At 45.0% G+C, this 22,497-nt stretch carries 18 protein-coding genes and 1 CRISPR repeat array (1 of these 19 running past the window's edge); of the genes, 5 read left to right on the plus strand and 13 right to left on the minus strand.

The genetic code is table 11. The features are described 5' to 3' along the window. Positions 1-2,658: direct repeats of the CRISPR family, unit length 37 nt; unit sequence GTTTCAATCCCTGATAGGGTTTTAGGTTGTTTCCGGC (it extends 16,475 nt beyond the left edge of the window). A gap of 251 nt (positions 2,659-2,909) precedes the next feature. From cas2 to mntA, 10 genes are all read right to left on the minus strand, one after another. Then, positions 2,910-3,185 carry a CRISPR-associated endonuclease Cas2 gene (gene cas2 / locus QUB08_RS00645; protein ID WP_190745568.1) on the minus strand — a complete coding sequence of 92 codons (276 nt, stop codon included), beginning with the start codon at positions 3,183-3,185 and terminating at the stop codon, positions 2,910-2,912. A gap of 2 nt (positions 3,186-3,187) precedes the next feature. Next, a complete protein-coding gene (cas1d, locus tag QUB08_RS00650; RefSeq protein ID WP_333222560.1) occupies positions 3,188-4,189 on the minus strand; it encodes a type I-D CRISPR-associated endonuclease Cas1d in 1,002 nt (333 codons plus the stop codon). A gap of 295 nt (positions 4,190-4,484) precedes the next feature. Then, positions 4,485-5,078, minus strand: coding sequence for a CRISPR-associated protein Cas4 (cas4, locus tag QUB08_RS00655; RefSeq protein ID WP_333222562.1), 594 nt, complete (start codon positions 5,076-5,078; stop codon positions 4,485-4,487). A 211-nt stretch (positions 5,079-5,289) separates the two neighbouring features. Beyond that, entirely contained in the window at positions 5,290-6,126 is an 837-nt protein-coding gene (gene cas6 / locus QUB08_RS00660; RefSeq protein ID WP_333222564.1) for a CRISPR-associated endoribonuclease Cas6, read from the minus strand. Between the two features lie 3 nt (positions 6,127-6,129). Beyond that, positions 6,130-8,406, minus strand: coding sequence for a type I-D CRISPR-associated helicase Cas3' (gene cas3 / locus QUB08_RS00665; protein WP_333222566.1), 2,277 nt, complete (start codon positions 8,404-8,406; stop codon positions 6,130-6,132). Next, positions 8,399-9,190 carry a type I-D CRISPR-associated protein Cas5/Csc1 gene (gene cas5d, locus QUB08_RS00670; protein WP_333222568.1) on the minus strand — a complete coding sequence of 264 codons (792 nt, stop codon included), beginning with the start codon at positions 9,188-9,190 and terminating at the stop codon, positions 8,399-8,401. The genes cas3 and cas5d overlap by 8 nt, the downstream gene beginning before the upstream one ends. Positions 9,191-9,436: 246 nt before the next feature. Further along, the gene (cas7d, locus tag QUB08_RS00675) at positions 9,437-10,438 is read right to left on the minus strand and encodes a type I-D CRISPR-associated protein Cas7/Csc2 (RefSeq protein ID WP_333222570.1); all 1,002 of its coding nucleotides are present in this window, start codon (positions 10,436-10,438) and stop codon (positions 9,437-9,439) included. A gap of 11 nt (positions 10,439-10,449) precedes the next feature. Beyond that, positions 10,450-13,191 carry a CRISPR-associated protein Csc3 gene (locus QUB08_RS00680; RefSeq protein WP_333222572.1) on the minus strand — a complete coding sequence of 914 codons (2,742 nt, stop codon included), beginning with the start codon at positions 13,189-13,191 and terminating at the stop codon, positions 10,450-10,452. 43 nt (positions 13,192-13,234) lie between these two features. Then, positions 13,235-13,678, minus strand: a complete 444-nt coding sequence (gene hepT, locus QUB08_RS00685; RefSeq protein WP_333222574.1) for a type VII toxin-antitoxin system HepT family RNase toxin — start codon at positions 13,676-13,678, stop codon at positions 13,235-13,237. Further along, the gene (mntA, locus tag QUB08_RS00690; RefSeq protein ID WP_333222576.1) at positions 13,675-14,127 is read right to left on the minus strand and encodes a type VII toxin-antitoxin system MntA family adenylyltransferase antitoxin; all 453 of its coding nucleotides are present in this window, start codon (positions 14,125-14,127) and stop codon (positions 13,675-13,677) included. Before mntA ends, hepT begins: the two co-directional genes overlap by 4 nt. A 423-nt stretch (positions 14,128-14,550) precedes the next feature. Here mntA and QUB08_RS00695 point away from each other — a divergent pair, with 423 nt between their 5' ends. Continuing rightward, positions 14,551-15,402, plus strand: coding sequence for a WYL domain-containing protein (locus QUB08_RS00695; RefSeq protein ID WP_333222578.1), 852 nt, complete (start codon positions 14,551-14,553; stop codon positions 15,400-15,402). A 176-nt stretch (positions 15,403-15,578) separates the two neighbouring features. Here QUB08_RS00695 and QUB08_RS00700 read toward each other — a convergent pair whose 3' ends face one another. Continuing rightward, a complete protein-coding gene (locus QUB08_RS00700; protein WP_190731630.1) occupies positions 15,579-15,794 on the minus strand; it encodes a hypothetical protein in 216 nt (71 codons plus the stop codon). A 262-nt stretch (positions 15,795-16,056) separates the two neighbouring features. On the opposite strand from QUB08_RS00700, the gene grxC reads away from it, so the two are divergent. Further along, positions 16,057-16,371 carry a glutaredoxin 3 gene (grxC, locus tag QUB08_RS00705; RefSeq protein ID WP_333048639.1) on the plus strand — a complete coding sequence of 105 codons (315 nt, stop codon included), beginning with the start codon at positions 16,057-16,059 and terminating at the stop codon, positions 16,369-16,371. Between the two features lie 129 nt (positions 16,372-16,500). Here the strand turns inward: grxC and menD are convergent, their stop codons facing one another. Further along, entirely contained in the window at positions 16,501-18,405 is a 1,905-nt protein-coding gene (gene menD, locus QUB08_RS00710; protein ID WP_333222581.1) for a 2-succinyl-5-enolpyruvyl-6-hydroxy-3-cyclohexene-1-carboxylic-acid synthase, read from the minus strand. A 73-nt stretch (positions 18,406-18,478) separates the two neighbouring features. On the opposite strand from menD, the gene QUB08_RS00715 reads away from it, so the two are divergent. Beyond that, entirely contained in the window at positions 18,479-18,778 is a 300-nt protein-coding gene (locus QUB08_RS00715; protein ID WP_333222583.1) for an antibiotic biosynthesis monooxygenase, read from the plus strand. A 52-nt stretch (positions 18,779-18,830) separates the two neighbouring features. On the opposite strand, the gene QUB08_RS00720 is transcribed toward QUB08_RS00715, so the two are convergent. Beyond that, entirely contained in the window at positions 18,831-20,264 is a 1,434-nt protein-coding gene (locus QUB08_RS00720; RefSeq protein WP_333222585.1) for an isochorismate synthase, read from the minus strand. Between the two features lie 383 nt (positions 20,265-20,647). Here QUB08_RS00720 and menA point away from each other — a divergent pair, with 383 nt between their 5' ends. After that, positions 20,648-21,544: a 2-carboxy-1,4-naphthoquinone phytyltransferase gene (gene menA / locus QUB08_RS00725; protein ID WP_333222587.1), complete on the plus strand. Its 897-nt coding sequence runs from the start codon at positions 20,648-20,650 to the stop codon at positions 21,542-21,544. A gap of 142 nt (positions 21,545-21,686) precedes the next feature. After that, positions 21,687-22,487: a 2-succinyl-6-hydroxy-2,4-cyclohexadiene-1-carboxylate synthase gene (menH, locus tag QUB08_RS00730; RefSeq protein ID WP_333222589.1), complete on the plus strand. Its 801-nt coding sequence runs from the start codon at positions 21,687-21,689 to the stop codon at positions 22,485-22,487. Positions 22,488-22,497: the final 10 nt, after the last annotated feature.

Genomic DNA, 22,497 nt, shown 5'->3' on the forward strand with positions numbered 1-22,497 from the left:
TTCAATCCCTGATAGGGTTTTAGGTTGTTTCCGGCTTGCCTTAATTGTCGATTCTCTGCCTGTAACTCGGTTTCAATCCCTGATAGGGTTTTAGGTTGTTTCCGGCTCTCTAGCTTTTGTGATCGGAGATTTTGGAGACAGTTTCAATCCCTGATAGGGTTTTAGGTTGTTTCCGGCTCGATGGGTGGTGGCTACGGTAATTGGCTGGTGTGTTTCAATCCCTGATAGGGTTTTAGGTTGTTTCCGGCGCGGTCATGGCTCCTGAAGGGCAACTGTGGCTGGTTTCAATCCCTGATAGGGTTTTAGGTTGTTTCCGGCACCGACATATTGCCCGGTCTGCCGGATAGAGGGTAGTTTCAATCCCTGATAGGGTTTTAGGTTGTTTCCGGCGCAACTCTAGAATCAATTATCCGATCGAGCGTGGCTTTTTGTTTCAATCCCTGATAGGGTTTTAGGTTGTTTCCGGCTCATATTCTAACACTAGAAGAGTTAACTCAAAAGGTTTCAATCCCTGATAGGGTTTTAGGTTGTTTCCGGCAAGTAACGGCGCACCCCTTTTTTGCCAACAATTGTTTCAATCCCTGATAGGGTTTTAGGTTGTTTCCGGCACGTGATCGACAACTTCAAACCACTCCCGCTTGAAGTTTCAATCCCTGATAGGGTTTTAGGTTGTTTCCGGCTTAAAATGGTTTCCGGTATTAATTCGCCTATTCCTTGTAAGTTTCAATCCCTGATAGGGTTTTAGGTTGTTTCCGGCCGAACCGTTAACAACGGCATTACGCTTAGCAGTTTAGTTTCAATCCCTGATAGGGTTTTAGGTTGTTTCCGGCAAAAGCAAATATCTGAACCAAACATAAAGAATAAAAGTTTCAATCCCTGATAGGGTTTTAGGTTGTTTCCGGCGTGATTACCGGGAAAGTATGTTGCTTAGCAACATTCAGTTTCAATCCCTGATAGGGTTTTAGGTTGTTTCCGGCTAGGCGTTCATCTGCTAAATAGCCCCAATCGCCCGCGTTTCAATCCCTGATAGGGTTTTAGGTTGTTTCCGGCGAAGCGCTTTTAGAGATTGAAATTTTGGGAAATCTGGTTTCAATCCCTGATAGGGTTTTAGGTTGTTTCCGGCTTTTCTTTTCTTCAAAAAATGCTCATCAACCAGCTTGTTTCAATCCCTGATAGGGTTTTAGGTTGTTTCCGGCGATGAGCATTTTTTGAAGAAAAGAAAATAATTTATTGGTTTCAATCCCTGATAGGGTTTTAGGTTGTTTCCGGCGCAGAAGCTTTAGAGACTCCCCCAGTACCACGGGTTGTTTCAATCCCTGATAGGGTTTTAGGTTGTTTCCGGCCTACCACATTAAACCCGAATTGATCAGGTTTTTTGTCGTTTCAATCCCTGATAGGGTTTTAGGTTGTTTCCGGCACTCAATGAAAGCGAAGAAGTGATTTGGGAGGAGTTTCAATCCCTGATAGGGTTTTAGGTTGTTTCCGGCTTTGATACGTCGTACTGTGCCATCGTAAGGGCTCCGAATGTTTCAATCCCTGATAGGGTTTTAGGTTGTTTCCGGCGGCGATCGCACTTAAAGATAGAAGCGATCGCCTTGTTTCAATCCCTGATAGGGTTTTAGGTTGTTTCCGGCTCGAAGCTCAGCAATTTTTACTAAAACCACAATGAATCAAGTTTCAATCCCTGATAGGGTTTTAGGTTGTTTCCGGCGCTCGATCGCAGAAACTATCATCAAGCAGAATCAGTCGCGTTTCAATCCCTGATAGGGTTTTAGGTTGTTTCCGGCGTAATCATTCTTGTTTCCGGTGTCATCAATTTTTCCTTCGTTTCAATCCCTGATAGGGTTTTAGGTTGTTTCCGGCTGTACACCTACACTGCCGTAGAGCTCGAACACAAGTTTCAATCCCTGATAGGGTTTTAGGTTGTTTCCGGCTCTTTAATCTGTTTGTCTAATTTATTCCAAATCAGTTTCAATCCCTGATAGGGTTTTAGGTTGTTTCCGGCCAAAAATGCACTGAGCGAGCTGTAGAGCATAAGTCAGTTTCAATCCCTGATAGGGTTTTAGGTTGTTTCCGGCTGTAGAAAAAAAGTTTTTTTATTACTTCTATCCGCGTTTCAATCCCTGATAGGGTTTTAGGTTGTTTCCGGCATTCTCAAGTCAACCGCCGCCAGGATGCTGGCAAGTTTCAATCCCTGATAGGGTTTTAGGTTGTTTCCGGCGCAGCGGCATAAACCCTTTCAAGGAACTTCTTATCAGTTTCAATCCCTGATAGGGTTTTAGGTTGTTTCCGGCGATAGCCAAAACTCTTATCAAGCGATACTTTGTCATGTTTCAATCCCTGATAGGGTTTTAGGTTGTTTCCGGCATTTAGGTGCGTAGGTTTTGCTGTCACTTTTCACGTTTCAATCCCTGATAGGGTTTTAGGTTGTTTCCGGCCTTATTCTTATCCTTGGGGAATCTCTGAGTTTTCTGTTTCAATCCCTGATAGGGTTTTAGGTTGTTTCCGGCCGCCGACCTAAGCTAAGAAACCAACCGCCATCAGAAGTTTCAATCCCTGATAGGGTTTTAGGTTGTTTCCGGCCAATTATGGAACGGCAACGGCTTGATTCAATCTCAAATGTTTCAATCCCTGATAGGGTTTTAGGTTGTTTCCGGCAGCCCGTTCCAGAAGCCTTGCTGTATTTGGTTTTCAAGGTGCAGTTCCGTGAATCTAAAACAAAAGTACCATCCCAGCCTTTGACTTGTCAATACCCAATTTTCCATATTCACCCCCAAACCTTATCCTGTAAAGCTTTCAGACTTTCCGTGAATCGTTTTTTCAGAAGAGGGGCATCAAACTCTTGCGGAACATGAGTTTGAGCCGAAAAATTTGATACCCCGATTTTAACACCTACCCATTCACGGAAACTAAGCAAAAAATATTGTGCGATCGACTGGCTCTACCCCACCAATGCGTTCGATCTTACCCTGACAGCAGGCGCACAGCGGGAAAAACAAAATACTGTCTTCGTTTGGTTTGATGACTTTGTTCAGGCGCGATCGCAACTTAGCGTACTGAGTCTCAGTCAAATCAGCACACTCAAACACACTGTACTGCATCCACTGCCCATAGGATTTCAGCATTTTGTGAATCTTTGTCCGGCGCTTGTCTTCGGAAATATCGTAAGAAATCAGAATGTGCATATCTAGTACAAAACTAAAGGTGGATATTTGTCAATTTCGCCCATCAAATATTTCGCCAACAGCCGCCCTTGAATTTCAAAAGCTTCTTGATAAGTGCACTTGCGTTTCAAAACTGGATGCTTAAACTCAGACTGCTTTTTCTTTTCATACAACTTCAGAAACTCTTTCCGTCCCGCTTCCGACAGTCGCACCACATTACTCAGAGGTTCCACAGTAAAATCATTCGGCGTCAGAATCCGGCGGTTAATCGCGTTCAAAATGATACTGTCTGCTACCAAAGGGCGGAACTCTTCCATCAAATCAAACGCTAAACCCACGCGGCCGTAGCGCTGCATATGAAGGTATCCTAAATAAGGGTCAAATCCCACAATATTAATCGCGCTTTGCACATCGTGACGCAGCAGCGTGTAAGCAAAATTCATCAAAGAATTCACCGGATCGGTAGCAGGGCGGTGTCGCGGTTGAAACACAAAGCCTTCCGCGCGAATTAATTGGTTGAAAACCCTGAAATATGCCGCACTTCCAGCACCTTCCTGTGCGCGCAAAGAGTCAATATTGTCAGTTTTGTCAAGTTTGGCGATCGCATTGGAAATCTGCATAATAGCAGCAGCTAAATTGATTTCCGAATGTTCCCGCTGAGTTTGAGATAAACTCGTGCGATAATTCTTCAATTTCCCGCGAATAAAACCCCGGACAACATGAATAGCTTGGGGAGTTTCCCCCGCCGCTTTCCACTGAGCATTGCGAACGAAAATGTTTTTACTTAATTCCGGTTCCAGCTTACCCAAATAGTGACCCGTATCGGTGATAAAAGTCAGAGGAATTTTTCGTTGTAGCAATTCTGCGATCGCCGCCGGAGAAATAGTCGCCCGTCCCAAAATCACCACTCCATCTAAATGAATTAAAGGCACATCTTGTAACATTTGATTCTTTGCCTTGACATTGAGGCGTTCATCTGTTTTGCCAATAAACACATCATCTTGATTGATATAAAGTGTTCCCATGATTGACTCCTAAATTTATGTATTGATTGTGTTTCGATTTGTCCGCCAGTCCGCCAGGGGTTAAAACCCCTGTCTCAAAGCTAAAGTCGGTTGAAACCGACTGAATAAGTAAGTTAATCAGCAGTTACAGGCGGAAGCATGAAAACCCGTTTTCTTCATGAATTTTCTGTCTACTCGCCCAAAAGTTATCGCAAAAACCCGGTTAATTTTCGCAAGCTTGATCGGTAAAATATTCAATCCTCATAGCGAGGACTTTCGCTGTGAGACAGGGGTTGAAACCCCTGGCAATTTGGGATCAGCTAACTTCTTGATAGCGCATGACTTTCTCAGCAGCTTGCGGCAAACATTGCTGATAAAGGCTGCAACCTTGACAGCGTTTGCTATAATGGGCTGGAGGCATTTGGCCAGTTTGCAGCAAAAATTGGATAGCGGTGATAGTTGCGATCGCCTCCTGTCTCAACCCATCAGAAATATCCACTAATTGCCGCTGATGCGATTGCGCGTAATACACATATCCAGTCGCAATAGTTTTCCCCGTCATCTCCTCCAAACAAAGCGCTTGAGCGCAAACCTGCAACTCATCATTATCCCATTCCCCCTTCCGTCCCCGCTTGTATTCCACCGGATAAATCTCACCCTCAGCCGACTCAATCAAATCCGATTTACCGATAAGTTTATACTTCTCAGACTTCAGCCAAATCGCCCGAACCTGCCAAGTTTCATCGCGGTTAATCTCGCCCATCGTGTGAACGCGATCGTGCAAACTCGTGCCTTCTATGGTATACTGATTATCCGCAAATTCCCCCGCACAAAACATCCGCCAGCAGCGGTGAGCGCAATAGGAATATTGGTTGAGAGATGCAATGGAAATGTACTCAGAATTGTTCATAATTTTGAGGGTTTGTAAGAGATTTGTAATGGTAATTAATTAGTGATGCCCCAGTCCGCCAGGGGTTGAAACCCCTGTCTCATAGCTAAAGTCGGTTAAAACCGACTGAAGAAGTAATTTAATCATTCATACTTGCAGTCCTCTTCAGAGGACTTTAGCTATTAGGCAGGGGTTTCAACCCCTGCCGGACTATGGGTTTTACGTTAAGTTATCAAGAACTCTTATTAACAATTATTCGCCTAGTCATTCCCATCCCCATCGGAGTTTTTCTCCCCACCCCGCAGTAAACAGCAAAATCAGCTAAAGCATTAACTTGCTTAATCGCTAAAGGCTCCACGTCTCCCAAAATCCGATAACTAACCTCCCCAACCATGCCAACAAAATCGCTTTCATAGTTAGTCAATCTTTCACTTCGGATATTGACAAATGTCGAAAAAAGTGGATCGAAGGAAAGATCGGGAAGTGCGATCGGGCTGTATTTATTCCAGCGACTGAGGAGACTATTAAAAACGCAATCTCTAGTAGGAATCACCGAATCAAATTTTCCCTGTCGAAAGGTAGTAGGAGTCGCAAAACTGAAGGCAATTAAGCGATTAGTTTCCGAAGCGCGATCGTACAATTGAGAGTAATCGCAAGCATTAGCCCAAGGCTGATCTACTTGGGGCGTTCCGAGAATCTTAGTAATCATCAAATCGGCGGGCCCCAGATGCCACGGTTTCGACGGATTTAGGTTCAGCCAAAGATTAGTTAACTTGCCGAATAAAGTGTCATCAAGCAGAGTAATCCGCCACCAACAGAGGGTGTGTTCTGGAATCGGTTCTGTGTGTTCCCATTGCAGGGAATGGTGTTTTTTGAAAGGGCATTTTTTAGTTTGCAAAGGGCTGAGGGTGAAGGATTTTTGGGCGGTGGCATCGTGGAGGTAGTCGCCGAGTTTTTTGTCAACGGAGCTCACGAGGGTGAGGAAGAGGGCGTGCAGGTGTCTGCCGGTGAGGTATCCGGGGGGAATTGGGGCCAGGGGAAGGATGTTCAGGACTAGGCTGTGTGGCATAATTTAAACTACCCAGAATTCTTGATTGTCAGGACATCTTAAGGTAACGCCAGCGGAGGCGATCGCCAAAATGCCGGATAAACTTGGAAAAAATGTATATTCTTGTTCGTTAGCAAAGCTATCTTTGACCGTAATCGGATAGCATTCGATTCCTTGTTTTCGGAGTTTGAGAATTGCCCAGCGATTTTTGCGATGTTCTTGGACAATCACACCGGGCATTAATGGCGGTGAAAGTTGAGAAATTAGCGCTGTGGGACGAACGCAGTTGTCGATCGTCCGTTCGATCGTACAATTTTTAAACGCATAGAGTTTGCAGAGATAGTTGTTGGCAAATTCTTCTAAATTTGGAACTTGCAAGGCGAATTTGAGTCCGTAGGTTTGGGTGGCGCGATGGGTGAGTACAATTCCATTGTCATCGGAGGCAAATTCATAAAATCTCAGCAGGTGAATCGGATCGAGATTGGTTTCGCCGACTTCATCGAGTAAGAAGTTGTGCGGATCGTAAATTTTGACATTTTCAAACAAGCTTTCTCGGAATTTAAACAGCGGCGCATAGCTGGCTTTGAGAATCGTTGCATACTCTTTCAACTGTTCGGCGATTTTTGGGTTTTTGCAAATTTTTTCCTCTATCGATGCGATCGCACTTCTCCCAGCATGAATTTCTTCCCAATCTTCGGGATAGTTGGCTTGCATAAAACTCTTGACGCAGTTTTGACCGCCTTTAACATACTGCCACTCTTTTTGAATTTGTTTGATTGTAGATTTAGCTACATTTTCCGCACCTTGTAATACTTTCATCCGCTGGCGGTAATAACTCCAATCTCGCTTACCTCCTAACACAATTTGCAGGGTTTGATACAACTGCGTGACTAAAGTGGCTTCGGGCAATTTGTCTAGCAAAATTTCTAGTTCGAGTAAGGGTTTGGCAATTTCTAGAAATGCTTCAGACCGCCAATAAATTTCTAGAAACGGACGTTTCATGCAGTCTAAACTTGCTAACATTTCTGTTAGGGAATTGCGCCCGCCGCTACAGTCAAGTTGTGCGATTCCTTGTTCCCACGCCCGATCTGGCAAATAGGCGATCGCCTCTGAAGGAATTTCGGTTTGCGTTTTCCCCAAAACCCGCCCCACACGCCCGATCCGCTGCCAAAATGAAAAGCGATCGCGCGTTGAAAAAATCAACCAATCGAGATTCTGTCTGGGTGGCGGATTATCCCGTTCAAAGTTGAAGCCCACATCGACGGTACTCGTAGCCAGAATCACTTGTTTTTGGGCCGCCTGCGGGCGTTCTTCCTTGCGTGTATCGCCTGTAATCCGCCCGCAGAAATCGGCAAATCCGCGATCGCCCAGTCGATTGGAAATCCGCCCTAATGTATCCTTAGCATCGAGAATCACCGCCCCGTTTTCGTCAGGAAATTCGCGCAGCCGCCGCACAACTTCTTCGACGATTTCTGTAATTAGATTTTCTTTTTCTGGTTGTTTCCGAATTTCGAGATTGACTTGAGTTTGAGAAGGAAGCAGGCGTTCTATTTGATTTTTGGTGTCGGTTCGATAAATTCTGACACCATTTTTTCCCAAAACATTTAAGGCTTCATCGCAAGCAGGTTCCGGCGTTGCTGTCAACAAAACAATTTTGCGGTTGTGCTGGAAATAACCAAATTCTTTGGATAAAGCGAGATAGAAAAACAAGCTGACTAACTGTTTGGCATCGTAAAGGTGAAATTCATCGAAAATTACCGTCGAAAAACTGCTGTAAAATTCGCTAGCAATGTTGCTGCGATCGAGTGGATTGTATTGAAAAAATGCAGCGTAGTAGAAAATATCCGGGTTCGTCACCAACAAAATCGGTCTACCGCCGCCACATTCGGGAAAGATTGTCGCAGGTTCTCGCAAAACATTATAAATTTTTTCCCCAGAACGTTTTCCAACGCGATCGTCCGGCCACAAATTCACTTCCTTAGCAGAAGCTGCTTTGACGAGATGCGGCAAATTTGTATCCAAAATAAACTGTTTTGCAGTTTTTGTTTGTTGGTCAATCAAAGCATTTGTCGGCGCAATATAAATCGCATTTCGGTCAGGATTGTGCAGCAAAACATTCAATCCTGCTTGCGTTTTCCCCGTTCCCGTCGGCGCGGTATCGAGAATGATGTCATGATTTTCTGATGCTGCATAAACATCGACTTGATGCTGCAAGGCTTGTCCCATAAATTCCAATGGTTGAGGCAATTGGGGACAGGCAGAAATGCTTGCTGGTTCGAGTTTAATTTTCAGATTATCCATTGTTATTTCCACCACAAAATTCAAGGTTAGCTGGGAGAATAAAATCGCCGGCTTGCAGCGCCTCACTACGAAACAAAAGATTTTTCAATAACGATGCGGGAGGCATCGAAATTAAGTCGAAAGCGAGGAGTTCAATATTTGCAGGTAAGTCGGCGGCACTGAGATAGGTATTGCAGCGATAATCGCCCCTCGGAAGTTGCACAACATCGAGTTTTTTCACGATTTCAACGCGGACTTTGCTGGTAAATTTGCCGACGCGAATGTATTCGGGCAATTCGCGATCGCCAAATACCAAAGTTTGAAACCGATTTCCCCGTTCAATTACTCGCAATCGCCCGGTTTGGGGGAAGTTGCTAGGGCGATAGGTACTTGGTTTTTTCCCCGTTCTACTGAGGGGTAAATCTTCGCGCGCCGTTGCTACTCGGTTATTTGTCATCGCATACCAATAGGAGTCAGAAAGGGCGTTAAACCGCTCAAATCGGAACGATAAAGTGCCGCCAGCCGGCCATGCGGGGAGGATGTAGCTATTACCGGAAAGGGGCGTTAAATCTTCTATATACCGAGGTCTGCTGGTGTCTTGTCCGGTGAGGCGATAGGGCGATCGCGCCCAACCTAAAGCATAGGCTAGTGCATAATTGCCGATCGCCCCTTCGGTATAGTAAGTATCGGACAATTCCCGCGAGGCAAAGAACACGGGTTCCGCGCACCAAAGTTCGATTAAGCGTGCAGTTGAATAGGAAATCTTGTCAGTGGAAAAATTTAAAGCAAGTTCTAATTGCGTCATGGTTGAGATTCATTGAGGAACGTAGCTTGCGGATTGAAGAGTAGACTTGAATTCCATCAATCTTTGATAGAAAAGGGAAACCGCAGATTAACGCAGATGAACGCAGATGATTTCAACATTCCTAGAGGCATAAATACCAAAGAAACCGGGTTTTTTACCTAATCTCGTAGGTACAGCGAATAATTCTCGTGAAAAAACCCGGTTTCTGGCCACCCTTGCGTCCAGGACTATAGGAATTACTCTTCTTTAATCCTTATTTTTTCCCTTTTTCTTGTTTTCACTCTTCACCTTGCGCCACGGGGCATAGGATTCATCGAGGCGTTTGAGGAAGGTTTCTTGTTCGGGTAATGACCAATGGCGATCGACATCCGCAATCAGCGCGTCACGTTCGGCGGCGGACAACTGCATAGAAATACCTCGTTTATTTGTCCAACTGCCGATTATTTCCTGAGTTGCATCTACTAAAGATGCGGTTTTTAAAGGATGTTCGAGGGCGGTATTTTGGGCTTTCAGCTTGTCATAAACCCCTTGTACTAATTCCAGAGAACTCGGCAGTTCAGCAATACCACCAAATACACCAAGAATTTGATTGTCCATGCGTCCCACGCGGCTGGAAACAGCACCGTAACGAGTCGTTAACAAAATGTTGCCGAGGGTGTAGCGCAGTTCGTCGGCGGTGACATCTTTGAGGGTGAGAATATCGAGGAAATGAACCCCAGGCTTGATGTATTCGCTGGTGTTCAGGGCGGTGGAAGCGTTACCTTTTTCGTCGCGCATAGTTCCGGTTTCAAAAATAGCATTGATCGTGCGATCGCCAATCAGTTCTGTCGAATGCAACACGCTAAACGCATCCTCTGTCCACACCCGGCTTTTTTGCGCCCCTTCTCCCCCCGCTGCGAAGCCGTAGAGGAAGCAATCAACGCACATTTCGCAAGGCGCATTGGTATTGAGAGCACAGATTTCATTTGTTTTCGCGGTATGAAGGAGATTGTGCGATCGCAAAAACTCTCGTCCTTTGCGCCTTTCCGGTGCAACTTGTTTGCGTTTTGTCATCACCAACCGAGGAATTGATTCGGTATCTTCAATGCCAGCTTGCACGTATTCACTACACATCGGTTCGCCTGTTCCCTCTGTCCGAAAAATGGTTTCCGATTGCGTGGTACGAAGGACAACAATCCCAATGGTGCGGCCTTTGGGGAAGTTTTCGTAGCTAGGTGCGAGGAAGGGTTGCAATTTTGCGATCGACATTTTGTATTCTCCTAGTTGTTTGCAGATGTGGATTCAGATTCGGTTTTAGACGTGGTTGCAGATTCGGTTTTAGACTTGAGTTCTTGACCCGCTTCTTTAAAAAAGAACAAGTAGGCAGCTTCAAGGGTTTTACTATCAGTTAGCAGTCGTTCAGCACGCGAGTGATAAACCTGCTCAAATAGTTGTTGTAAAGCTTGATAAAACTGCTTAATTTGTTCGTGTTTCGGTCTACCAACTCCGTGTTCTCGAATGCGATCGAGACGGTTGTGATATTGCTGCACTAGGGCGGCAAATACCGTGTCCCAATCCATATGAGATTTTCGCGATCGCACGGCTTTGATAAATGCTGAAAACGGTTCAGTTTGGGCAGTGCGGCGAGAGGAACGACCACACAAATTTGCAACTTGTGCAATGTGTGCGGCTTGCTTGAGATAGCTAGAAACGCGATCGTGTTCTTCTGACATGAGACTCCTCAGTAAAGTATTCAAAGGTTCTTGTATGCGCGACCAAACTGCCTCCAAATTGGGGTCATCTTGTTCCCGCAGCAGCCAGCGCAGCAGGACGTAATAGAAACTCAGCGGACGAGTTGCTGCCCGCGCTAAGTCATACAAACAGTCATCTTTTTTCTGAATACTTGCCACCGAAATAGCTAGCTTTCCGATACAGCGCAGCCGTTCTAAAACTTGCTCTGCCGTGACTGTCGTGCGCCGTTCTTCCTTGGATAAATGACCGTTTCGCCGATACTGGCCGCTGCCTAATAGTGGCTGCAAAGATGACGGGATTCCCTCAACTTTTCCGAAAAAATCCCAAGTTGGTTCGACTTCCAGATTTGCACCCAAAACAAAGGGAAATCCCAACTCAAATGCCAAACTCATTTCCAATGCCAATCTGAGCGATTTTAGCAACGCCACGGAGTTATTAACTTCTCCCCACAGCACGGGAATTGTCACCGTTGAGTTGACAAAATCAGGACGTTTTGGCAGTGCAAATCCAACCATTTTGTTGGATTGAAAAACCATCTCGTTTTCGCGGTAAAGTTTAATTTCGTCAACTGTTACTGTCCCATCTTCATTGTGGGTTGCGGTATTTTTCAGAAAATTTTGCCAAATTGTTCTGAGTTCAATACTCGATCCTTTTGGCAGGGCAAAGTGAAGATATAGGGGGTCTTGTTTGACAGAGTTCGGGAAATTTGCACCAACCGCCATCAACTGATAACCCAATGCCGATAAGTTATCTGCCCGCCGTTTGGGTTCAGCAATCATGCCGCCGGGAAGACGATTGGAAAAAGCTTGGACTTTGGTTCCCGGTGGCATTTTCGGGGAACTCAATTCGCCGATTTGTAGCGATGTCGTCCCCAAGGAACAGCGCTGGCGCGGGTTGGCTTCAATGTAGGCTGTGAGTTCGTTAAAGCCTTGCCAGTTCGCAGGTGTAGAAAAGTTGAGTAGTTGCCGAACGGCATTTACCAATTCTTCAGATACGTCTATCTCTTCGGCTTTGCCACGCAGTTGAAATGAGTCTTCTAAGGCGGCAAATACCTTTTCTAGCTTCTGTTCGCGATCGCCCTCGATGGATTTAGCCGCAAACAAACAGCGTCCGTACTGCGCGTTAAACGGTTCCAATGCCGATCGCTGTTCTGGGGATAATCCGACTTGCGTTGCAATTCGATCCCAAACCTCCTTGGGGCTGAGTTCGGCGGCCCGATAGCTGAGGTAAGCGGTTTTTAGCCCTTCAGAAATGGCAAATTCATCGGCATTGGAAACTGGATGCAAGCCGACAGCAGCGGCAGCATTAACGGCGGTTTCTCCAGCATCGCCGCCATATTTTTCAATATCCTTGGCGACTTTTTCTACTTTGTAACCGCTGGCTTTTTTTACCAGTAATTTATCTACTTCGTCTAAAGTTGCTTCGGGGTTTTGTTGGATGGCTTGCGCGTCGATTTTGATGCCGTCTTTGGTGGCGTTCACGAGTTGTTCGACGTTGCTGCTAAAGACGCGATCGATCTTTTTTTGCCATTTTTGAGCGATGATTAAGCTTAAATCACCGTCGGGAAAGGCTTCTCCGACAAAAATTTGACCGTTGGGATCGATCGCGAGAGTATGCAAATGGCGATCGTGCAAAACCTCTTCACAAGCTGACAGCAACAGCGAAGTTAAATAACCTCGGTCTTCGGAAAGAGTGACATTAAATAACTTACTGGGACGCTGTAAGGCAACTGTTAACTCGGTTTCGACTTTGGCAATGCGTTTGTGTTCTTCAATTCCCAAGTCGAATAAGTCACCCCCAATCAACATCGCGGCCCAACGTTTAATATTGGGGTCTTCCGGCAAAAAACGCATTCCATCGCTGGCGCTGTGGCCGGAATGGCGTTCTATTAGGCGGCGGACGAGTTCGAGTTCTTCGTCGGTTTGGGCGAATTGGGCAACGCAGGCGCGATCAAGTTGTTGTAGCAAAAAAGGGCGATCGCGTGCCAACGCCTTAACATTGCGTCCGTCGTCTGCCAGCTTATTCAAATCGTGAACGGCAGTCGCGGCCAGAATACAAGCGCGTTTGTCATCGGGAACTCCGGCAATTTTGCTAACCGTTAAAACGAACTGACAAGCCGAATCGAGGTGTTCGGCAAGGGTGCGTCCTTGGCGAGTGCCGTACTGTCCGTGATTGGTATGCAGTTGGTAAAGTTTGGGACGAACTTCCCTAAAGTAGCGGTGGTCTAAAGTTTGAGGTTCTTCGTCAAAAAGCAGACTTTTTAGTGACATAATTCGCCCTCATAAGTTCATCATTTTTTAGATTAATTACTATTTATCTATTATTGTCTCGAAGAGAATCTAGATAATTAGTGACTTGCCGTTGATAAATCGGGTATTTCTGCAATACAAGATCGATGGCTTGATGCACTTTGACAGGATCGATTTCGTCATACAGATGTACCAGGCGGTTACGCAAAACACCTGATTGAGATAAGATGCTAGCTAACTCCGCTGTTATAATGCCACAGTTGCTAACTTCTATAAAAACATCAAAGTTGCTATTCGGTTGCTGGACTTCTAAGCGCTTGAGCAAATATCTATTGACATCAATCGCAACTTGAATAATCAGTTGCAACAATCGTTCTACAATTAACTGGTTTCCTCGATTTCTGAGATATTCTTCTAAAGAAATTGACTCAAAAGAACTTAAACTCTCTAGATAGTCTGTCATAAAATCCAGCTTAGCTAGTACGATGGCAGGCTCAATCTCCTTCATACTCCCCTCCTTTGCAACGCAACCTCGATTTTTTGTCGCAGATTCTGGCGCAGCACTTCTAGTGCTGCATCAGTCATCAAACATCGTTGTTTAAAAGCTTCAAATTGATCTGATTCTCTTTCGTATACTAAAATTCCATCTCGCGCTACAAAATGAGCAATTAGCGACGAACAGCGATGTAATTCCACCACATCAATCTCGTCACTATTTATTCTAAAAGCTTCACCCAAAATTCCTGGAACTTCAAACCAAGAAAATCCCCGGTTTTGGCAATATTCTTCCCTAAGCTTTTCATCGTAAAGTGCGGCAAAATCCCAATCACTTTTTGCGTGAGTATCACCTCTGGCACGAGAACCAAAGAGAACGAGCATTTTGAGGTAAGGAATTTGTTCGGGAAGTTGTGAAGCAATTTCCTGAAGTTCAGTCAGCGTTGGGTAAATTTGGAGCATGGTTAACTTTTGTAGGGTAAACAAATTCGACGACTAGGACAGATAAATTTTTCTAGTCATAATAAATTGTCTCTAGCACTCTATCTTTACAGGGGTAGAAAGAGAAAAATTCCCTCCAATCCCCTGACAAAATAGCCTTACACCCTATTATTGACGTTCAGCAACAATCGGTTTCGTGCTACTGCAGGCTCAGGCGACGTTTCTCAAATTCAGTCCTGAACGCATAAAACCAAAGAAACCGGGTTTTTATACTCTAACTGTCGGGTAGAACGCGTCTTTTCGTAAAAAAACCCGGTTTCTGACTACCATGCGTCCAGGACTGAAATTTATAGCCTTCGTTATCTCTGGGATGTTTGTACTTGCACTAAAATTATATTTACATTGAAAACCCAATCTGTCAAGTGTGCAATTACAATTTGTTTAATGCCCCGCAAAAAAGAGACAATTACACTTTCAATTCCGACCGGAACCAAGGAACAGCTAGAGGCGATCGCCCTTCGCCTCGGTATCTTATGGGGCAAAAGTCCCAGTGTGTCTGGGTTACTGGTCGCGATCGCCCAACAAAAAATCGAAGTGGGCGAACCCTTTACCCTCAATTCAGTGCAGGTACAATCCTTGAACAAAGCCGTCAAATTCCTCAACGACTCTGGCGAAGTCGAAGCCGCCCAGATCGTCATGGCATTACTTTTGGACAAAGCCAATCTGGAAACCCCTTTCCGGCAAAAGTTGCTCGAACAAGTCAACCAAACTGCCGAAGCGTGGCGGCTTCGACTCAATCAACTGATTGACGATCGCCAACCGTTCAGGCTGTTTTACCAGTCAGGCAAAGACAAAGTGAGCGAATTTACTGCCCGCAGTGCCAAAATTCGCCTCTACGACAAGCGCCTGTACCTAGAAATCTGGTGCGACGATGCTGACCACAGAGAAATCCCGGAATTAGCTCACAATCGGTGTTTGCGTTTGGACAAGATTGTTAACTTGCTACCTGCCAGTGAAAATTGGCGCGAAACCATAGACTATCTAGAAGTACACTTACACTTTTTAAGGGGATTGGCTGGAAACTATGAATCCAAACCGGATGAAGATGTGGCAAATGAAATGGTGGGAGACGTGCGCCATGTAGTGAAGCGGGTATCCAGCCGATTCTGGCTGTTCCGAGATGTCCTGCGGTACGGCAAAGACTGCGTGATTGTCTCGCCCCAGAATGTGCGCGATCGCTTCCAACAAGAACTGATCGACCTCTGCCGCCAGTACAACCTGGAAATCCGCGATTAAATCAAAAAAAAAAGCAGCCGGTAAAGGCTGCTTTGACAAAAAAACCGTTGTTGAGTTAGAGGAGAAAACTTTTAAATCGAATTCAAATTACCGCTGTTTCCACTCCTGCCTGAGTTTCCACTATTTTTATCTACCGCTGACTCACCTTGCCTTCAGAACAAAACTTCAAATCCCGATTAGAATGCTGCTGAAAGTTCGTTGACTACTTTCACTCGGCCTCTGAGCACCGCCCGCAACAAGCGGTTGACACAGCCTCTGTCTTCGTCATTCAGAGAGTCGTCGAAGGTGGCGGCCATCAAACCGTAGCGATCCGCCAGAGTCAAAACGCCTGTATCGGTTACAGAAGCGAGGATTTCAGAGATAGCGCCGGGGAGGAGTTGTACGGGGTGCATGGCAGTGCGGTTGAATTCGATATATTTATCATCTTCTGATTTCCTCAAAAGATCGGTGATATTAATGAGGCCGCGAAGGTGATTGTCAGGGGTGAAAGCAAGTGATCGGAGTAGAGTAAATGTGTGACTTGGGTCACAGTCCCACAGGTGCGGCGGGTAATTCCATCCCACCCTAACCTTTGGGTAGGGCGTGGACTGACGGCGTTTCGCTAAAATGATCGTTAATCCCTCAACCAGTTTAATTTTTACCCCTGTACCGAAAATGCTTGATTTTCTAAATCCCATCTTGGGCCGCAAGCCCGATCGCATCAAAGCCAATGTGGAAATCTATACTTGGCAAACCTGTCCCTACTGCATCCGCGCCAAAACTTTGCTGTGGTGGAAAGGCGTAAATTTCACGGAATACAAAATTGATGGCGACGAAGCGGCTAGAAAAGCAATGGCCGATCGCGCTAACGGACGCCGCAGCGTACCCCAAATTTTCATTAATAACCAACACGTAGGCGGCTGCGATGACATTCACAAACTTGATGCAGAAGGAGAGTTAGATTCGCTGCTAGCTCAACCAGCAGTTTAAACTGAGATATTGCAGCCTTCCCAAGAACAGGCAAGATGCCTGTTCCACAAAGTGTGAATTTTCTGCTTGTGGGGAGTAGGGGTTGGGCATCTTGCCCGCCCCCGAAAGGCTTATTGACAAACGTCTTGACTACAAATCTTTGGCAAATTTACTTAGATTATCTTGCCGCCATTTAGCATCCGATCGCCTGTTTGTTTGCAATTCTAAGACGCGAATCCCGCTATTTGGCAAAAAACTTAATTTTTGTTTTAACTGTTCCCAATCCTCAATTACCTCGTGTTCCACGCCGTAAGTTGCACACAACTGAGCAAAATTTATCTGCTGCGGCGTGGCAAAAAACTCTTCAAAGGGCGGGTCAAATTTGGCAACGGGCAACATTTCAAAAATTCCGCCGCCGTTGTTATTAATTAATATGATTGTCAGAGAACCAACAAATTTATTTTTAATTAAAAAACCGTTTGTATCGTGCAAAAGTGTTAAATCGCCTGTTAGCATGATGCTGCTTTGATTGCGGTGAGCAACTCCCAAAGCTGTTGATAATGTGCCGTCTATGCCGTTAGCGCCACGATTGAAAAACGGTTTTATTTCTAAGTTGTTCGGCTTCCAGAAAAACTCTACATCTCGGACGGGCATACTGTTGGCAATAAATATCGGTGTTGCTGGCGGCAAAATTTGGGAAAGCAGCCAGGAAACTTTGGGTTCGATGATGTTGTTAATTTCTGATATTTTGTGGTCTATTGTTTGTCTGACTTGGATTTCTGTGTTGCGCCAAAGTTCGAGGTATTCGTTTGAGGGAGAGGTTAGAACCCCCCCTAACCCCCCCTTGCTAAGGGGGGGGACTTGAGTTGATTCCCCATTGGTCAGGGGGGGGATTTGAGGGGAAATAGCAGTGGTAGCAGGGGCTCGATCCCCCCCTAACCCCCCCTTAATAAGGGGGGGGACGAGAGTTAATATAGTTGCGAGGTTTTCTACGGAGGTTCGCAGGTGAATTGTTTGGCCGTGTAGGGGATCGAAGTTGTGGTGGCTGGGGTCGATTATGTAGCGTTTTGGTTGGGTTTTGTTTAGCCAGTTTCGCAGTTCTTTGCTTGTGGGTAAGTCTCCGATTTGAATGGCGATTTCTGGGGTTAATTTATCTGCTAGTTCGCGGTTTCGCAGGATTAAATCGTAGGTGGAAATTAGATGGGGGTTTAGTTGGGCATAGTTTCTAGCTGGAGATAGTCCTTCTGCTAAAACTGGCCAGTTTAAGGATTTGGAAATTTGGCCGATCGCACTACAATACTTTTCTGCATCTTGAGGCTGGGCTACACCTGCAATAATTATCCCTCTGCTGCACTTCTGCCATTGTTCCATTGCACTTCCTACTCCCCCCCTTAGCAAGGGGGGGCTGGGGGGGGTAGAAGTTTCTGCTACAACAATCGGTTCTAATCCTGCAAAGAAATCTTCTGAATTAAATTCGGTTTCTAAAGCTTCTACAGCAGGATCGGGAACGGGTACAAGCGGGTCGCGAAAGGGGATGTTGAGGTGGACGGGGCCGGGAGTTGGAAATTGCGATCGCTCAATAGCATACATTACCGTCTGCCGCAGATACTCTAGCAGTCCTCTGGACGCAGAAGGTATCGCTAATTCGGCTTGCCAGTGCGGATAATTGCCGTATATTTTCACTTGGTCGATCGCTTGTCCGGCGTGACAGTCCCGCAATTCTGGAGGTCGATCGGCGGTGAATATTAGCAGGGGAATTCGACTTTCTCTGGCTTCTATTATTGCAGGATAAAAGTTGGCGGCGGCGGTTCCCGATGTGCAAATTAGTGCGGTTGGGAAACCGGATTTTTTGGCAATTCCTAATGCAAAAAAGCTGGCTGAGCGTTCGTCAAGTATGGGAATAGTTTCTATTTTGTTGTTCTGGGCAAAAGCTATTGTTAAGGGTGCCGATCGCGAACCGGGACAAATCACGGCTGTAGTTAATCCCAACCGCTGCAAAGTTTCTGCTAATACGGAAGCCCAGACGGTATTTGTGTTGCGAAAATCTATTGGCATTGCTAAATCTGAGTAGCTCAACTCTGTATTGTGCTAGGATATTATACCCAAATAATTGTCAGGATACATTTTTATGATTCTTGAGGCGGTTGTGCTTAATGTAAAATCTGGCTGTGAGGGTGATTTTGAGATAGCTTTTACAGAAGCATCCAGTTTGATATCGTCTATAGATGGATATTTATCTCATGAACTTCATCGCTGCACAGAAGTTCAAGGAAAATATTTATTATTGGTGAGATGGGAAAATTTAGAAGCTCATACAATTAGATTTAGGAATTCCGCTGAATATCAAGAGTGGAAAAGAATGCTTCACCATTTTTACGATCCTTTTCCCATAGTAGAACATTTTGAGGAGGTGAAAATTAAACATTAACACAGACTCAATCAATTAGCCAGAAAACTCTACATTCTGCACATTAGCTGAATTAAACTAAAGCATTTAAAAGTGGTTGTAATTTGAGCTGAATTTCTGCTAGTTCTTTTTCCGGTTCCGAACCGGCAACAATACCAGCACCAGCATAAAGTATAGCCCGATCGCCGTCGATTAAAGCCGATCGAATTCCCACAGCAAATTCGCCGTTGCCACTGCGATCGATCCAGCCGAGGGGTGCTGCGTACAAAGAGCGATCGCAGCTTTCGCAGCGGCGAATTTGTTCTAGGGCAATATCTCTCGGCACGCCCGCTACCGCTGGGGTTGGATGCAGTTGAGCTAAAATCTTTAATAAATGAATATCAGGGGGAATTTGAGCTGTGATGGGTGTCCACAAATGCTGAATGTTTGATAGTTGCAGCAGTCTGGGCACTGGGGAAAATTTGGGAGTTATGCCGAGTTTAGACAGGCGATCGACAATAAAGTCAATGACAACTTGATGTTCGCGAATATCCTTCTCACTCTCTAGCAATCCTTGGGCTAATTTCGCATCTCCCGCCTCAGTTTTTCCCCTCGGTGCCGAACCTGCTAAAGCATCTGTTAATAACTGATTGTTGTGAATGCTAATTAAGCGTTCTGGACTGGCACCGATAAAATTTTGTCCTTTGCCGTTACTGGTTGAAAATACATAGCAATCTGGATAGCTGAGGCGCAAGTTGTTTAATGAATCTATTAAACTGAAAGGGGTTTGAGCAATCACATTAATTGCTTGAGATAAAACAATTTTACTAAAATATTTAGATGCGATCAATTCTAAAGCAGACTTGACTGATGCTTTGAATTGATTGGCATCATTGACGGGGATTTGTTTCAAAGATATTGAACTGTCGATCGCAGTAGTTAATTTAGGGTATTTACGAGCTGCAATTTTATCGAAGGTTTGCCAAATATTTTCTGCTATGTTTTTAACGTTTAGCTCTTTTTCTATTATAGTGTTTGCGACGAGAATGCAGCTATCTTTTTGTCTAGTAATTTGCCATTTTGGTAAAAATATGGTGGCGGGCGGAAAGTAAGAATTAGTGGCAATGTTCTCATCAAAAAAAGCAAAGCTACAAAAAAAGTGAGGCCCGCTGAAGGGCAAGCGTTCCGCACCAATGGTAATTGTACTCGCAAGTGTTGAGCGAATAAAGTTTTGAGCTTTAGCAAAGCGATCTGTTCCTGCTACGGTGAGATGGATTGCCGAATCAAGGGCGGCAATTGCAAAACTTTTGCCGGCAATGGGGTCTCTTTTTTCAAAGTAAAAGTGCCGCTGACAAGGTTCGGAAATCTCTTGCAGTACAGCTAGCGGATCGAGGGGATAAATTTCCTGAGAAATACTAACTATTTTTGTGCGTTCTTTCTCGGTTAAAGACTGCTGGCAATTTAACAGAAACTGATGCAGTTGATTGCGGTCTTGCAAGAGATTAGCGCGGTGCGGTATTACTGTCATGAAAGCGAGAATAGCAGATTTGTCAGATAGAGTGTGGGTTTGTCCGGCTAAAACCCCTATTTCGATCTAAGCACGGGAGGGCGATCGCAAAACACGACCTTTTGAGTTTCCCTCCCTGTTTGGGCTCGGTTGGGGAAAAAAACCGACCGTCGGGCGATTGATCGAAACATTTAGACACAAAACTTTAAGATCGATCGGCTAAATTTCCCAAAAGTCGATCGCCCCCCGCAGAGGTTTACAGACGGGCTACTTGCGCTGTTTGAGTGCCGCCACAGCCTCTGTGTGGATGTCAGCCGCGCACTCAACCCGATACAGAGTAGACGTTGTTCACCAATAAAATTGTAAAATTACTAAACTGCTATCAATTGAATCAAGTTTGTGTGATGACAACAAAGTTAATTGAACGTCCAAATAGTAAATTGTGGCTGGCGGCAATCAAGCCGCCCATGTACAGCGTTGCGGTGATTCCTATTTCAGTAGGAACAGCAGTTGCTTTTGCCGAAACTCAAACGATTAATTCGTCAATCTTTTCGACATTTTTAATGTCAGCCATTTTGATTATAGCATGGCTGAATCTCAGCAATGATGTATTTGACTCGGAAACAGGCATCGATAAAAACAAAGCGCATTCCCTAGTTAATTTAACCGGAAATAAAGCTTTAATTTTCGGGCTGGCAAACCTGTTTTTAGCAGTCGGAGTGTCGGGAATCTTTGCCATAAGCTGGTGGCAAAAAGACCCAACAGTAATTTTGCTAGTAGTTTTGTGCTGTGCTCTGGGCTACACTTATCAAGGGCCTCCGTTTCGTCTTGGCTATCAAGGTTTGGGGGAAATAATCTGCTTTTTCACCTTCGGGCCGCTAGCCTTAGCCGCTGCTTATTACAGTCAGACTCAAACTTGGTCTGCCACTAATTTTGCGGCTTCGGTAATCGTGGGAATTACTACGAGTATCATTTTATTTTGTTCTCACTTTCACCAAGTTGAGGATGATTTGGCGGCGGGGAAAAAGTCGCCAATTGTGCGACTCGGTACGAAAAAAGGTGCTCAGTCGTTGCAGTGGTTATGCGGCAGCGTTTATGCTTTGACTGTGCTATTTGTGGCTTTGGGAATGTTCCCAAGTTGGACGTTGTTAATTTTTGGGAGTTTGCCATTTGCGATCGACCTTTGCCGCCATGTCACAGACTATCACGACCAACCGGGAAAGGTCAGCAACTCTAAGTTTATCGCAGTCACGCTGCATTTTTCGAGCGGATTGCTGCTGGCGTTGGGGTTTGTTTTGTAGAGCGGGCGATCGATAATTCCGGTAAAATTGAGGTATGGTTTGCTAAGTTGAGGGAGTTGGTGGAGTTGGCAGAGTTGGGCGACTTCTCACAATCTTCTTTAATTCAGCAATCCGTACCTCATATTGAATCATATATTTGTATATGGACAAAGTTAATAACTATAACTTTCACTATTCCTTAACGGGCAACAATAATCAGCAGACAATTCTATTTTTGCATGGATTCACGGGCAGCAGTCAAGACTTTAGCAATGTCATTCCCTTACTTTCTAACAGTTATTGCTGTCTAGCAGTTGACCTTCCGGGGCACGGAAAAACCAGAGTCAGCGGCGACGAAAGTTGCTACAATATATCAAATACAGCCCAAGCATTGATAGAGTTATTAGATGATTTACAAATAGACAAATGTTTGTTGTTGGGCTATTCAATGGGTGGGCGATTGGCACTTTACATGACATTACATTTTCCTGAAAGATTCGAGAAAGTAGTGGTAGAGTCAGCTTCTCCGGGATTGAAGACAGAAAAAGAGCGATCGCACCGCCGGGAAGCCGATTTACAGCTAGCACAAAAGCTGGAAAATAGCAACATTAAAGATTTTTTATTCAACTGGTACGATCGCCCTTTATTCAAATCTTTAAAAAACTCTCCCAACTTCGACAAACTCATAGAAACCCGCTTAGCAAACAATCCCTTAGAATTAGCCAAATCCCTCCGCAACATGGGAACCGGCAACCAGCCCTCTCTCTGGGAAAAAATCGCACAAAATCAAATCCCCATCCTCTTGCTAGCGGGAGAATATGATGATAAATTTACAACTATAAATACCGAAATTGCCAGCTTGTGTCCAGCCGCCCGTCTGGAAATTGTACCAAAAGCTGGTCACAATATTCATTTTGAAAATATTGATCATTTTGGATCAGTTGTGAGAGAATTTTATGATTAATTAAAAAACC

Origin of the sequence: Microcoleus sp. BR0-C5 (genome assembly GCF_036705045.1) — a bacterium.
In the GTDB taxonomy this organism is placed as follows: Bacteria; Cyanobacteriota; Cyanobacteriia; order Cyanobacteriales; family Microcoleaceae; genus Microcoleus.